The 13320-nt window shown below is 71.2% G+C and carries 13 protein-coding genes; 5 read left to right on the top strand and 8 right to left on the bottom strand.

Features of this window, described 5'->3' with window-relative positions:
- Nucleotides 1–123: 123 nt before the first annotated feature.
- The 4 genes from AC0L6F_RS11960 to recQ are packed head-to-tail and all read right to left on the bottom strand — an operon-like array spanning nt 124 to nt 4778.
- Nucleotides 124–1902 (bottom strand): glycoside hydrolase family 3 protein, encoded by a 1779-nt coding sequence (locus tag AC0L6F_RS11960; protein ID WP_274636788.1) that lies wholly within the window; start codon nt 1900–1902, stop codon nt 124–126.
- A 51-nt stretch (nt 1903–1953) separates the two neighbouring features.
- Entirely contained in the window at nt 1954–2388 is a 435-nt protein-coding gene (locus tag AC0L6F_RS11955) for a TA system VapC family ribonuclease toxin (protein WP_259610975.1), read from the bottom strand.
- Nucleotides 2385–2633: a hypothetical protein gene (locus AC0L6F_RS11950; RefSeq protein ID WP_259610974.1), complete on the bottom strand. Its 249-nt coding sequence runs from the start codon at nt 2631–2633 to the stop codon at nt 2385–2387. The genes AC0L6F_RS11955 and AC0L6F_RS11950 overlap by 4 nt, the downstream gene beginning before the upstream one ends.
- Nucleotides 2634–2693: 60 nt before the next feature.
- Complete coding sequence (gene recQ, locus AC0L6F_RS11945; RefSeq protein ID WP_473538055.1) at nt 2694–4778, bottom strand: DNA helicase RecQ; 2085 nt, start codon at nt 4776–4778, stop codon at nt 2694–2696.
- 30 nt (nt 4779–4808) lie between these two features.
- Here recQ and AC0L6F_RS11940 point away from each other — a divergent pair, with 30 nt between their 5' ends.
- The gene (locus tag AC0L6F_RS11940) at nt 4809–5279 is read left to right on the top strand and encodes a VOC family protein (protein ID WP_473538054.1); all 471 of its coding nucleotides are present in this window, start codon (nt 4809–4811) and stop codon (nt 5277–5279) included.
- Nucleotides 5280–5285: 6 nt separating this feature from the next.
- On the opposite strand, the gene AC0L6F_RS11935 is transcribed toward AC0L6F_RS11940, so the two are convergent.
- The 4 genes from AC0L6F_RS11935 to AC0L6F_RS11920 form a co-directional block, all read right to left on the bottom strand.
- Nucleotides 5286–5684 carry a VOC family protein gene (locus AC0L6F_RS11935; RefSeq protein ID WP_473538053.1) on the bottom strand — a complete coding sequence of 133 codons (399 nt, stop codon included), beginning with the start codon at nt 5682–5684 and terminating at the stop codon, nt 5286–5288.
- Between the two features lie 32 nt (nt 5685–5716).
- Nucleotides 5717–5938 (bottom strand): type II toxin-antitoxin system VapB family antitoxin, encoded by a 222-nt coding sequence (locus tag AC0L6F_RS11930; protein WP_259610971.1) that lies wholly within the window; start codon nt 5936–5938, stop codon nt 5717–5719.
- A gap of 204 nt (nt 5939–6142) precedes the next feature.
- Complete coding sequence (locus AC0L6F_RS11925) at nt 6143–6817, bottom strand: hypothetical protein (protein WP_473538052.1); 675 nt, start codon at nt 6815–6817, stop codon at nt 6143–6145.
- A gap of 242 nt (nt 6818–7059) precedes the next feature.
- The gene (locus tag AC0L6F_RS11920) at nt 7060–9645 is read right to left on the bottom strand and encodes a DEAD/DEAH box helicase (protein ID WP_473538051.1); all 2586 of its coding nucleotides are present in this window, start codon (nt 9643–9645) and stop codon (nt 7060–7062) included.
- Between the two features lie 91 nt (nt 9646–9736).
- Here AC0L6F_RS11920 and AC0L6F_RS11915 point away from each other — a divergent pair, with 91 nt between their 5' ends.
- The 4 genes from AC0L6F_RS11915 to AC0L6F_RS11900 are packed head-to-tail and all read left to right on the top strand — an operon-like array spanning nt 9737 to nt 13309.
- Nucleotides 9737–10036 (top strand): GNAT family N-acetyltransferase, encoded by a 300-nt coding sequence (locus AC0L6F_RS11915; RefSeq protein ID WP_274636784.1) that lies wholly within the window; start codon nt 9737–9739, stop codon nt 10034–10036.
- A gap of 32 nt (nt 10037–10068) precedes the next feature.
- Complete coding sequence (locus AC0L6F_RS11910) at nt 10069–10611, top strand: ECF transporter S component (RefSeq protein WP_274636783.1); 543 nt, start codon at nt 10069–10071, stop codon at nt 10609–10611.
- Nucleotides 10608–12491: an ABC transporter ATP-binding protein gene (locus AC0L6F_RS11905; protein ID WP_473538050.1), complete on the top strand. Its 1884-nt coding sequence runs from the start codon at nt 10608–10610 to the stop codon at nt 12489–12491. The genes AC0L6F_RS11910 and AC0L6F_RS11905 overlap by 4 nt, the downstream gene beginning before the upstream one ends.
- Nucleotides 12488–13309, top strand: coding sequence for an energy-coupling factor transporter transmembrane component T family protein (locus AC0L6F_RS11900; protein WP_473538049.1), 822 nt, complete (start codon nt 12488–12490; stop codon nt 13307–13309). The genes AC0L6F_RS11905 and AC0L6F_RS11900 overlap by 4 nt, the downstream gene beginning before the upstream one ends.
- The last annotated feature ends 11 nt before the right edge of the window (nt 13310–13320 follow it).

The raw sequence follows: 13320 nt of genomic DNA, 5'->3' as shown, positions 1-13320 counted from the left end.
GCACGAAGGCGCCCCGCGGCGACGCCGGTGCAGAAGTCCGGAGATCCGGAGCGGCACACCCCCAATTCGGGGGAGCCGGGCCGTGCGTGCTCGAAATCTCCGGAGTTCTGCACGGCCGCCGGGCTACAGGCTCAGCCCGTGCCCGAACCGGAAGAGCGGGTCGGCCGTGTCGAAGGGCACGTCCGGGCGGGATGCCTCGACCGCCGCCATCGAGCGCGGCACATCGAACGGCAGCCGGCCCTGTGCCGGCGCCGCGCCGCTGAGCACGTCCAGCAGCGCGGCCGGGCTCACGCCCCAGTCCGCCACGACCGCGTCGGCGGCCTCGACGATCGGCGCCAGGATCGCCGGGCGGTCCAGGAACACGTCGACCACGGTGGGGACGGATGCCGCGACCTCGGCCACGTGCGCGATCACCTCCGGGGCGAAGTCGAGCGAGCCGGCGTGGAAGAAGTTCTCGAACATGGTCGCGCGCTGCTCGTACGGCGCCTGCAGGCGCAGGATCGCGAGGTCGGCCTCGCCCGGGGTCGCGACGACCTGCCCGTACGCCCCGGCGACGGTGGCGTCGATGCCCTCGACGTACAGCCGGGCGCCGGCGGTGAACGGCAGCGCTCCGCCGTTGCTGAGCACGGCGATCGAGCGGCGCTGTGCGTCCTCGCCCGCGGCGCGGAACTCGGCCGACCCGACGATCGCATCGGCGGCCGCGGCATCCACGTACGGGTTCTCGAACAGACCCAGCGCGAACTTCTCGCGCAGCAGCCGGCGGGCCGAGACATCCAGCCGCGCCTCGCTGACCGCACCGGATGCAACCAGCTCGAGCAGCAGATCGACGCAGGCCTCGCCGCCGAACTGGTCGGCTCCGGCATCCAGGATCTTCTGCATGCGCTCGGCCGGCGTCAGGTGCTCGACGCCCCAGGCACGTGCCGGGAAGGGCTGACCCATGATCTCGTTGTCGGTGATCAGGCCCCAGTCGGTGCAGACGATGCCGTCGAAGCCGAAGCGCTCGCGCAGCAGTCCGGTGAGCACCGACTTGTTGAAGCCGAAGCCGACCTCTTCGTACTCGGTGCCCACCGGCATGCCGTAGTACGGCATGATCTGGCGGCCGCCGGCGGCGAAGACCTTCTCGAACGGCGTCAGGTGCAGTTCGAACTGCCCGCCGGGGTAGACCTGCTCGCGCCCGTAGGCGAAGTGCGGGTCTTCGCCATCGCGCTGCGGGCCGCCGCCGGGGAAGTGCTTGGTCATCGTCGAGACCGACCCGGGGCCGAACGACTCGCCCTGGAAGCCACGCACGTAGGCCGCACCGAGGTCGCCCGCGAGCTCGGGGTCCTCGCCGAACGTCTGCAGCTGCCGCGCCCAGCGCGACTCGGTGGCGAGGTCCACCTGCGGATGCAGGGCGACGCGGATGCCGACCGCGGTGTACTCCTGCCGGGCGATATCGCCGAAGCGCTGCACCAGCTCGGGGTCGGCGGTGGCGGCCAGCCCGAGCGGCTCGGGCCACTGCGAGAACGGCCCGGACAGCATGGAGGCGCCGGGGTTCTCGCTGAACGCATGCCGCGGATCGGTCGAGATCGTCACCGGGATGCCGAGGCGAGTGGATGCCGCCAGCTCCTGCAGCTTGTTGTGCCAGCGTGCGATCTCGCCCGCCGTGGGAGCCACCCCCAACAGGTTGAAGTGCGTCATGCCCTTCTCGATCACGTACTCGCGGTTCGAGGGCAGCCCGAAGGTCGGGTCGCCGTCCGACAGCTCACCGCCGGCGCCCATCGCGATCATCGTGTGGAAGAGCAGACCCGCCTTCTCTTCGATCGTCATCTGCCCGAGGAGGATCTCGACGCGCTCGTCGGTGGGAAGGGAGGCGTCGCGGTATCGGGCGTCGACGGCAGCGTCTTCGGAGAGGTCTCGTCTCATGCCCCCAGCATAAAACGAATATCGTTCGGTTTTCTAGTGTGCCTCGGAGACTCAGCCCGGACCCGGTTGCTCCCACTTCACCCCGGGGAACCGGCCGAAGTCTGAATCGAACGTCACGACTGTTGCGCCGTACTGGACGGCAAGCGCTGCCAGATGAGCGTCGTTGACGATGTTCCCGCCCGACGCGGCGATCGGAGTGAGCAATTCGCGCATGCGATGGGGATGGCGCGCGTCCGGTACGGGAGCGACGGATACCGCGCGCTCCAGCCATTCGTCGACCACCCGCAGTGCCTCATCCACGGCAACGGGGCTCTCGTGGATACGCGGATTGCTCACAATCCGGATGAAGCCGATAAGACTCACCCACGGCAGCAGAACGGTGTCAACGCCCCCGAACGCGCGCTCGAGCCACTCCTTCGAACGCGCATGGTGCGGCGCATCCGAGACCACGGCGTACACGAGAACGTTCGTGTCGACGAGCTTCATTTGCCGAACTCCTGCTTGCGCAGGTAGTCCTCGTCGTCGAGTTGCCCGAGCAGACCCTTGATGTCATCCAATGGGACCCGCGTGCCGAGGGTGAAGGAGGGCAGCACGTATCGTTCGCGTGCCTCATGGCGTGGCGCACTGAGAATGGCGGAGTTCACAGCCTCTTTGAACGACAGCTTCCGCTCGTCCATCATGCGGCGGATCACCGACTCGGCCTCGGGCGTCAACGTGATGGTGGTGCGCATGCCTGCATCATAGCATCACCATGACTGATGCAGTGATGCTCGGGACTCTGTGGTGCCGGATCACGCCGCCGCGATCACGGCGACGACGGCCTCGCCGTAGGCCTCGCGCTTCTTGGCTCCGATGCCGGTGATGCCATCCAGCGCGTCCACCGACGTCGGCCGGTGTTCGGCCAGGGCCCGCAGCGTCGCGTCGTTGAACACGACATAGGCCGGCACGCCCTGCTCGCGCGACTGCTCCGCCCGCCAGGCCCGCAACGCCTCGAACAGCCCACGGTCGGCCGGGGCGACAGCATCCGACGCCTTACCGGCCCCTGAGCGAGCGGAGCGAGACGAAGGGCGCGTCGTCCGGCCGAGCACATCCCGCCGCAGCGGCACATCGGTCTCGCCGCGCAGCACGCCTGCGGCCGCCTCGCCGAGCGCCAGGGTGCCGTACTCGCCCTTGGCCACGAGCAGGCCGCGCGCGAGCAGCTGCCGCACGACGCTGCGCCAGTCCTGATCGCTCAGGTCGGCGCCCACGCCATACGTCGCGAGCTGCTCGTGCCCGAACCGCACGATGCGCTCGGTGGTCGCGCCGCGCAGGATGTCGATCAGGTGGCCCGCTCCATAGGCCTGCCCGCGCTCACGCTGCAGCCGCACGATCGTCGACAGCAGCTTCTGCGCCGGGACGAGCCCGTCGAACGTGTCGGGCGGGGTCAGGCAGGTGTCGCAGTTGCCGCACGGTTCGGATGCCTCGCCGAAGTACGCCAGCAGGTTCTGGCGGCGGCATCCCACCGTCTCGCAGAGGGCGAGCATGGCGTCCAGGTGCTGGCCCAGCCGCATCTTGTAGGTGCGGTCGCCGGGTGACGAGTCGATGAACCGGCGCTGCTGGACGACGTCGCCCAGGCCGTAGGCCATCCAGGCGACCGAAGGCCCGCCGTCGCGGCCGGCGCGGCCGGTCTCCTGGTAGTAGCCCTCGAGCGATTTGGGCAGGTCGACGTGGGCCACGAAGCGGACGTCGGGCTTGTCGATGCCCATGCCGAACGCGATCGTGGCGACCATCACCACGCCGTCCTCGCGCAGGAACCGCGACTGGTGCCGCGCGCGCACCTCGGCCGGCAGCCCGGCGTGGTACTCGAGCGCATCGATGCCCTGCCCGCGCAGATGCTCGGCGGTCTGTTCGACGCTCTTGCGGCTGAGGGTGTAGACGATTCCGGCCGCACCCTCGGGCATGGTGCGGATGAACTGCACCAGCTGTCGGCGGGCGTCGACCTTCGGCTCGATCCGGTACTGGATGTTCGGCCGGTCGAAGCTGGCCACGTAGTGCTTCGCGGCGGGCAGGTGCAGCCGCTCGGTCAGCTCGCGGTGGGTCTCGCGGGTGGCCGTGGCGGTCAGCGCCATCCGCGGCACGCCGGGGAATCGCGCACCGAGATCTCCGAGCGCGAGGTAGTCCGGTCGGAAGTCGTGGCCCCACTGCGACACGCAGTGGGCCTCGTCGATCGCGATGACGCTGAGTCGTCCGCGGCCGAGCAGCGCCGTGGTCTGCGCGACGTTCAGCCGCTCGGGGGCGACGTAGAGCAGGTCGAGCTCGCCGGCCAGGAACGCCTGCTCGACGGCGGTGCGCTCGGGGACCGACTGCGTGGAGTTCAGGTACGCCGCCCGCACGCCGTTGGCGATCAGCGCGTCCACCTGGTCGTGCATGAGGGCGATCAGCGGGCTGATCACGAGTCCGGTGCCCTCGCGCACCAGGGCCGGCACCTGGTAGGTGACGGACTTGCCGCCGCCGGTGGGCATCAGGACGACGGCATCGCCGCCGGACACGACCTGCGCGACGATCGCGGCCTGTTCGCCGCGGAACGCGTCGTACCCGTACACCTCGTGCAGCACGTGCAGCGGGTCGGCGCCCGTGAACCTCTGCCCGCCCCCGGTCGTTGAGCGAGCGGACTGCCCCCCGGTCGTTGAGCGAGCGGAGCGAGACGAAACGACGCTCTCCGCCCCATGCCCGTCCGGCGGTGGGCCCACGCGCCCCGAGGCTCCGCGCAGCGCGCCGGCGGTGCGCGCGTCGGGCGGCGGCATCCACTCGTCCTCGGGCGGAGCCCACTCGTCCGGCGGCGCGTCGTCGTCGCTCCAGACGATGTCTGCGTACGGGTCGCCGGCGGGAGTGCTCACCGGTCCAGGCTAACCGGGCCCGGCGACACGGTGGCCGGCGCCAAGGCCGACATCCTCCGCTCCTGGTGGGCGTCGGCGCCCGCCTTTAGACTCGCCCGCATGCTCGTCTTCGACCACCTCAGCATCTCCGTCGCCGACATCGACCGCGCCCGTGAGCAGTTCGACCCGGTCATGCAGGCCCTCGGCTTCGAGCGGTTCGACCGCGAGAACGATTCGAGCTGGCAGCGCGATGACGAACCCGAATTCATCCTTCTCCCCGCCCGCGAACCTGACAGCGGACCGCACGTGCACGGCCGCGTGGGCTGGCAGCATCTCGCGTTCGAGGTCGGGTCGCGCGCCGAGGTCGATCGTCTGCACGAGATCGCGACGGACGCGGGCTGGTCGGTCGTGCGGGCGCCGAAGCTCTACCCCAGATTCACCGACCGGTACTACGCGTCGTTCGTCGAAGACGACAACGGCATCCGCATCGAGTTCATGAACAATCCGCCGCGCGAGGGCTGAGCCCACTCACCCGAGTCGCGCCTCGGGCAGGGTCGGCTCGAACAGCTCGACCGGGTTGCCGGACGGGTCCTCGATCAGCACCTGGCGGCCGCCCACGCCCGTGACGATCTCGTTGCGGAAGCGCACTCCCGCCGCGCGCAGCATGCGGACGATCTCGTCGAGATCCGTCACCCCCAGCGCGAACCGGTTCCAGCCGCCCGGCTGCGGCACGGTGCCGTCGGGCATCGCCTGCCCGCCGCCGCCCTGCGCGCTCGGCGAGCTGAGGTTCAGCCGCAGATCGCCGCGGGAGAGCATCGCGAACGACGGCGCCGGGTGCATGACCTCGTGAAACCCGAGGTGACGGGTGTAGAAGTCGATCGCGGCATCGACGTCGGCCACGATGTATCGCACGCTCACGCTGACCATGACAGCTCCCTCGATGTGCGGGCGCCCAGAGTCTACGCCGCCGCCCGCAGATCGACATCGCGGAACGCCATCCTTCCCGCCTCGGCCGCCGCCCGGATGCGGCGGGCGCGGTCTACCCGCTGCTGCTCGTCCCCCAGCTCGGCGAGCTTCGCACGCACGGCGATCTCGACGGCGGACGTCTGGTTCACACCCAGGCGCCGGGACAGCTCGCGGACGGCCGCGTGAACCTCGTCGTTCTTGATGTTCAGGCTCATGGCAGAAGTCAACCCTCGCGGTCTCCATGTCTACCTGCCGTGACCGGCGCCCAGCGAGACCGGGGATTCTCCGCGAAACCCAGGCGGACGTCCCTTGTCTCGCGGCGATCCCCTGGTTTCGGCGAGTTGCGGCCGCGGCTCGGGCCGCGCCGAGCCTCGGGCCGAGGCGGCGGCGCGGGGGTTGACGGTTCGCAAAGGACACGCTCACACGATCCGGCGTCGCTCCAGCCGGAGCCCTCGGTATCGGGATCGATTGATCACCTCGCGCACCGTGAACACCTGGGTCGGCGACATCCACCCCTGCGACGACTTGTTCAGTGCATATCCGCCGCCGAGCGTCACAGCAGCGTGCGCAGGCTCGCCGCGCTGATCTCGCCACAGCAGCACGGTTCCGGGCTCGTCGTCGGATCCGCCGTCGATGGTGGATGCTTCCACCCAGCGTTCGAACGGCGCGATCTGCATCCACTTTCCCGCAGCGCCTGTGACGCCGGCCGCAGCCATCACGACGCCGAAGCAATTAGGTCCGCTGCCATCCGGAAACGTTCCGCCAAGCTCGCGGGCACCCGGCAGAATCCATTCGGTCACTTCGGTGTGACGGCTGGGTAGTCGCGCACGCTCGACGAACCGGACCGTCCGCTCGATGTCGGCGGAGACATCCCCTGTCGGCCAGCGGTGTCGCGCACGCTGCGTCCGCCGCAGATCAGGAGGCAGCGAACGTGCCTGCGTCCGGTCGAGGAACGTCAATTCGGCGCGCTCATCGCTCCAACCGCGGACCGTCGCGACGTCTCCGGGAATGACAAACGGCTGGCATGCGGGCATGAGCCATTCGCGCCAGCGCGCGGCGAGCACGGGGGCGACATCGATGCCGAGGACGTCCACCTCGTGAGCCTAGCGGTCGTGTCGGCACCGGGCAGCGGGGTGGAATCGCCTCCAGCGCCGTCAGATTCTGCGCATCGCGACCCCGGCGAGACCGGGGATCCTCCGCGAAACCCAGGGGGACGTCCCTTGTCCCGCGGCGATCCCCTGGTTTCGGCGAATTGCGGCAGCGGCGCGGGCCGCGGCAGCGTTCGCGCGGCGCGGGCCCAGCAGCGGCGCGGGCCCGGCGCCGGCCAGCGCGCAGGCTACAGCCGCACGACCTCGGTCACCCGGACCACGGCGGCCCCGGCATCCTCCGATTCGGCCAGGTCGACCTCGGCGCGGATGCGCCAGTCGTGGTCGCTGGCCGGGTCGTCGATCGTCTGCTCGACCCGCCACAGACCCGACGCGGCCGCTCCCTCGTCGATCGTGCACAGACGCGGCGACCGAGCGCGCCCATCGATGCCCATCGTGTCGTGCTCGGCGAAGTACTCGTCCAGGGCCTCGGGCCAGGAGGCATCCGGGTCCAGCGCGACCAGCTCGTCGTCGCGCTGCAGGGCCGCCAGCTGCACCCGGCGGAACAGCTCGTTGCGCACCAGCACGGTGAAGGCCCGGTGGTTCGCCACCACCGAGGGCGGGGCCGGCGGCACCACCGGGGCATCCGGGTCCACGGCGGGATGCACGAGCTGCTCCCACTCGTCGACCAGGCTCGAATCGACCTGGCGCACCAGCTCGCCCAGCCACTCGATGACGTCGAGCAGCTCGGAGTTGCGGGCCTCCAGCGGCACGGTCTGCCGGATCGCACGGTACGCGTCGGAGAGGTAGCGCAGCACGAGCCCCTCGCTGCGGGCGAGCTGGTAGAACGAGACGAACTCCGAGAACGACATCGCCCGCTCGAACATGTCGCGCACCACGGTCTTCGGCTTGAGCTCGAAGTCGCGGATCCAGGGCTGGCTCGACGCGAACACCTCGTACGACTGCCGCAGCAGCTCGTCCAGGGGCTTCGGGTACGTGATCTCCTCGAGCGCGTCCATGCGCTGGTCGTAGTCCAGCCCCTCGGCCTTCATCGCGCCGATCGCCTCGCCGCGCGCCTTGTGCTCCTGCTGCGCGAGGATCGCCCGCGGATCGTCCAGCGTCGCCTCGATCACGCTCACGACGTCGAGCGCGTAGTGCCCCGAGCCGGCGGAATCCGGCGCGTCCTCCGGGTCGAGCAGATCGATGGCGGCGAGCGCGAACGGCGACAGCGGCTGGTTCAGCGCGAAGTTCGGCTGCAGGTCGACGGTGAGGCGGATGCTCGGTGTCCCGGGCGTTTCGTCTCGCTGCGCTCGCTCAACGACCGGGGGCTGCGCTCGCTCAACGACCGGGGGCTGCGCTCGCTCAACGACCTGAGTCTCGACGATCCCGGCATCGCGCAGCGTGCGGAAGATCGCCAGCGCGCGCCGCGCGAGCGCGTACTGCTGCGGCCGGGTCTGGTGGTTGTCGAACACGAGCGAGCGCACGTGCGCGAACACGTCGCCGCCGCGTGCGATCACGTTGATCAGCATCGCGGCGGTCAGCGGCAGCTGCGGCACGAGCGGTTCGGGGACGGCGGCCACCAGCCGCTCGAACGAGCCCTTGCCCCAGTTCACGGCACCGGTGGGGGCCTTCTTGCGCACGATCTTCTTGCGCTTGGCCGGGTTGTCGGCGGCCTTGGCCAGCGCGGCGGCGTTCTCGATCTCCCACTCCGGGGCCATCACCACGACGTTCCCGTACGGGTCGAAGCCGGCACGGCCGGCCCGGCCGGCGACCTGGTGGAATTCGCGGGCGGACAGCTGCCGCATCCGGGTCCCGTCGAACTTGGTCAGCTCGGTGATCACCACGGTGCGGATCGGCACGTTGATCCCGACGCCGAGGGTGTCGGTGCCGCAGATCACGCGCAGCAGCCCGCGCTGGGCGAGCGTCTCGACCAGCCGGCGGTACCGGGGCAGCATCCCGGCGTGATGGATGCCGATGCCCGCCCGCACGAGGCGGGACAGCGTCTTGCCGAATCCGGTCGAGAAGCGGAACCCGCCGATCGCCTCGGCGATCTCGTCGCGCTGGGCGCGGTTGATCACCTTGACGCTCGACAGCGCCTGGGCGCGTTCGACGGCCGCCGCCTGCGAGAAGTGCACGATGTAGACCGGGATCTCGCCGTCCCGGAGCAGCAGCTCGAGCACCTCGTGCACCGGGCGCACCTCGTACGAGAAGTGCAGCGGCACGGGCCGCTCCACGCCCGTCACCAGCGCGGTGCGCCGGCCGGTGCGCCGGGTCAGATCGTCGGCGATGTCGGTGACGTCGCCGAGGGTCGCCGACATCAGCAGGAACTGCGCCCGCGGCAGCAGGAGCAGCGGCACCTGCCAGGCCCATCCGCGCTCGGGGTCGCCGTAGAAGTGGAACTCGTCCATCACGACCTGGTCCACCGGTGCGTCGGCGCCCTGCCGCAGCGCCATGTTCGCGAGGATCTCGGCGGTGCAGCACACGATCGGCGCGTCCGGGTTCACCGAGGAGTCCCCGGTGACCATGCCCACGTTCGCGGCGCCGAAGATCTCCACCAGTGCGAAGAACTTCTCACTGACCAGCGCCTTGATCGGGGCGGTATAGAAGGTGCGCTTGCCGGATGCCACGGCCGCCGCGTGCGCGGCGACCGCCACCAGCGACTTGCCGGTGCCGGTCGGCGTGGACAGGATCACATGCGCGCCCGAGACCAGCTCGATGACCGCCTCGTCCTGCGCCGGGTAGAGCGTCAGCCCGCGCTGGCCCACCCACTCGACGAACCCGTCGTACACGGCGTCCGCATCGGCGCCGGCGAGCAGATCCATCAGGGGGGCGGTCATCACTCGAGTCTGCCGTACCGGGTGCGGCATCCGCCCTCGCGGAACACACCCGGCACGGCCTACGTTGGAGACTGCGACGAGAGGAACCCGCATGGCTGACTCAGAGACCGCCGTCTCGCGCGACGACGCGAACGGCCGCTACGTGATCACGGTCGGCGGCGAGCTGGCCGGCTACACCCAGATCAGCACGGATGCCGCCGGTCGCCTGGTCATGCCGCACACGGTGATCATCCCAAGCTTCCGCGGGCAGGGTCTGGCCGGCACGCTGGTCGCGGGCGCGATGGCGGATGTCGCGGCCCGCGGCGAGACGGTCGTGCCGCTGTGCCCGGTGGTGCAGAAGTACCTGCACGAGCACGACGTGGACGGTCTGACCGTGGAGTGGACCGGCTAAGGCTACCCTCACCTCGCCGATAGACTGGACGGATGCCCGCGACCTCCGCCCTCTCCACCCGCGTCCTGCTGGTGTGCGCGGCGATCGGCGTGGCCTCCGGCATCCTCGGCGGTATCGCCGGCTGGGTGACCCCGGTCGTGATCGCGGGGGTGCCGATCATCTACGGCTTCGTCCTGGGCGCGCACGTGATTCCCGGCATCATCGCGCAGGAGGTGCTGCGTCTGCCCTGGGTGGCGCTGCTGGCGCATGTGCTCGCGGCGCTCGTGGCCAGCGCGATGGCGCCGCAGTGGGCGGGGCGGTTCCTGGGCACCGCGGTGCTGTTCGGCGGCATCCAGGAACTCGTGGCCGCCGTCACCCGATACCGGGTGTGGCGGGCGTGGCGCTTCTTCATCTCCGGCGCGGTGATCGGCATCCTCGTGGCGGTCGTGGTCGGCTTCGTCGTCAACCTCGCCTCGATGGCGCCGTGGGCGCAGATCTCCTACCTCGTGCTCTCGGTCCTCGGCCCGATCGCCTGGACCGCCATCGCCCTGGCGATCGGCGCGGGCCTTCGTCAGGCCGGCATCGGCCGGCGATGACCGGGTCCGTGCCGCTGCTGCGCGTGCGCGATCTCGCCATCCGGCACGCGGGCGAGGATGCCTTCACCCCCGCTGCTGCGACGTTCGAGGTGCGCCGCGGCGAGGTGGTGCTGCTGCTCGGCCCGAGCGGATCCGGCAAGTCGACGCTCACCCTGGCCCTGAACGGACTGATCCCGCACGACATCCCCGCCGAGGTCACCGGGATGGTCCGCGTGGGGGGCCTGGACACCGTCGAGACGCCGGTGTCGGTGCTGTCCACCCGGGTCGGCATGGTCTTCCAGGACCCCGACGCCCAGCAGGTCACCGGCACGGTGCTGGACGAGGTCGCGTTCGGGCCCGAGAACCTGCGGCTGCCGGTGGCCGAGGTGCTCGGCCGCTCCGAGACCGCGCTGCGGCGCGTCGGCCTGTGGGATCGCCGCCACGAGAACCCGGACGCCCTGTCCGGCGGGGGGCGCCAGCGCCTGGCGATCGCCGCCGCCCTGGCCCTCGGATCGCCGGTGCTCGTGCTCGACGAGCCGACCGCCAACCTCGACCCGCAGGGCATCGAAGAGGTGTACGCCGCGCTGGCCGAGATCGTCGCCTCCGGCGACCGCGCCATCGTGCTGGTCGAGCACAACCTCGATCACGCCGTCGAGTTCGTCGACCGCGTGGTGGTGCTGGATGCCGCGGGCCGCACCATCGCGGACGGTCCGGTCGACGACATCCTGCGCGCACGGGCGGCCGAACTGCACGCGCTCGGCGTGTGGCTGCCGACCTCGGCGCTGGCCGCGCTCACGCTGCGCCGCGCCGGATACGCGCTCGACCCGCTGCCGCTGACCCCGTCCGAGCTGCGCGCCGCGCTGGAGGCCTGTCCAGCCCCGGCCCCCAGGTCGCTGAGCGAGACGGGAGCCCCGGCCCCCAGGTCGCTGAGCGAGCGGGGAACCCCGGCCCCCAGGTCGCTGAGCGAGCGAAGCGAGACGAAGCGCCGGGACATTGCGGTGGCCGGCCCTTCGTCTCGGTCGCTGCGCTCCCTCGCTCAGGGACCTGAGACGTCCCCGCTTGGACCTGACACGTCCCCGCTCGGACCTGACGCGCATCCCGTCGTCTCGGTCGGGGGTCTCACGCTGCGCCGCGGCCGGACCGAGGTGCTGCACGAGGTCGACCTCGACATCCGCGCCGGCGAGTTCGTCGCCGTGATCGGGGCGAACGGGGCCGGCAAGACGAGCCTGCTGCACGCGATCGCCGGGGTCACCCGCCCGCCCCGCGGGACGGTGCGGATCGACGGCCGCGACATCACCCGGATGAAGCCGCGCGAGGTGACCGGACGGATCGGGTTCGTCTTCCAGAACCCGGAGCACCAGTTCGTCGCCCATACCGTGCACGACGAGCTGGCGTACGGCCTGCGGCATCTGCCGCGCGCGGACGCCGAGGCACAGATCGCGGACGTGCTCGCGCGGTTCGGACTGACCGACCGCGCCGACGTGCATCCGTTCCTGCTCTCCGGCGGGCAGAAGCGCCGCCTCTCGGTGGGCACGGCCCTCGTGGCCGGCGCGCCGGTGCTCGCGCTGGACGAGCCCACGTTCGGCCAGGACCGGGCCCGCGCCGACGAGCTGCTCGATCTGCTGGCCGGGCTCAACGCCGACGGGACCACCGTCATCGTGGTCACGCACGACATGCAGCTGGTCACCGAGTACGCGTCCCGCACGGTGGTCCTCGGCGACGGGCGGGTCCTCGCCGATGGGCCGACGGCGGATGTCTTCGCCGACGCCGCGCTGATCGCCCGGGCCGGGCTCCGCCCACCGCCGCTGCGCCTCGCCCTGGCCGAGCTGGCCGGCCACCCCGAGCTGGCCGCCATCACCCGGCTGGCCGACCTGCCCGGCCCCGTGGAGGGCGCACCGTGAGCACCGCCTCCCTGCCGCTGGACCCGTACGCCGAATCGGCCCCCGCCTCGCCGGTGCGCTTCCTGTACCGGCTGAACCCGCTGGCCAAGCTGCTCTCGCCGGCGCCGGCGATGATCCTCCTGGTCTTCGTGCGCGACCTGGCCACGCCGCTCGCCTTCCTCGCCCTCGCATATGCGGTGGTGCTCGTCGGTGCGCGCCTGACCGCGCGGCTGGCGGTCATGCTGTTCGCGGTGATCCCGGTGCTGGCGGCGGTGATGAGTCTCGGCTTCTCGCTGTGGGCCGATCCGGCCGGCGTCGACCACGGTGTCACCGTGCTCCGGATCGGCGACTGGGTGCTCTACGGCGCGGCCCTGCAGACCGGCCTGTCGACCGGCCTGCGGCTGGCGGCGATCATCGCCCTCGCCCTGATCGCCGGCCTGACCACCACCGGGCCGGACCTGGCCCGGTCGCTGGTCCAGCAGCTGCGCGTGCCCTACCGCGTCGGCTACACGGCCATCGCCGCCTTCCGCTTCGTGCCCCGGTTCGGACGCGAGCACGAGGTCATCCGGCAGGCGCATCGCGTGCGCGCGGCCGGCGACCAGCGCGGTCCGTTCGCCGCGCTGGGTCGCGGCCTCGGCTCGATCGTGCCCCTGCTGGCCGGCGCCATCCGGCACGCCGAACGGGTGGCGCTGGCGATGGATGCCCGTGCCTTCGGCGCGTTCCCGGACCGAACCGAGCGCCACCCGGTGCCGTTCCGTGCGCGCGATGTCGTGTTCGTGCTGCTGTTCCTGGCGGTCTCGGCAGCCCTGTTCGGCACGTTCTTCCCCTGGCAGCCATAGCTGCTGCCGCG

It is taken from the genome of Microbacterium sp. G2-16M (assembly GCF_055809115.1).
The sequence above is the reverse complement of the archived record's forward strand: the minus strand, read 5'-3'. Positions and strand labels throughout refer to the sequence as shown.

Bases quoted from the DNA above. Each gene is read 5' to 3' on its own strand.
- AC0L6F_RS11960 (WP_274636788.1), bottom strand. From the start codon at position 1,902: ATGAGACGAGACCTCTCCGAAGACGCTGCCGTCGACGCCCGATACCGC.
- AC0L6F_RS11955 (WP_259610975.1), bottom strand. From the start codon at position 2,388: ATGAAGCTCGTCGACACGAACGTTCTCGTGTACGCCGTGGTCTCGGAT.
- AC0L6F_RS11950 (WP_259610974.1), bottom strand. From the start codon at position 2,633: ATGCGCACCACCATCACGTTGACGCCCGAGGCCGAGTCGGTGATCCGC.
- AC0L6F_RS11935 (WP_473538053.1), bottom strand. From the start codon at position 5,684: ATGGTCAGCGTGAGCGTGCGATACATCGTGGCCGACGTCGATGCCGCG.
- AC0L6F_RS11930 (WP_259610971.1), bottom strand. From the start codon at position 5,938: ATGAGCCTGAACATCAAGAACGACGAGGTTCACGCGGCCGTCCGCGAG.
- AC0L6F_RS11920 (WP_473538051.1), bottom strand. From the start codon at position 9,645: ATGACCGCCCCCCTGATGGATCTGCTCGCCGGCGCCGATGCGGACGCC.
- AC0L6F_RS11915 (WP_274636784.1), top strand. From the start codon at position 9,737: ATGGCTGACTCAGAGACCGCCGTCTCGCGCGACGACGCGAACGGCCGC.
- AC0L6F_RS11910 (WP_274636783.1), top strand. From the start codon at position 10,069: ATGCCCGCGACCTCCGCCCTCTCCACCCGCGTCCTGCTGGTGTGCGCG.
- AC0L6F_RS11905 (WP_473538050.1), top strand. From the start codon at position 10,608: ATGACCGGGTCCGTGCCGCTGCTGCGCGTGCGCGATCTCGCCATCCGG.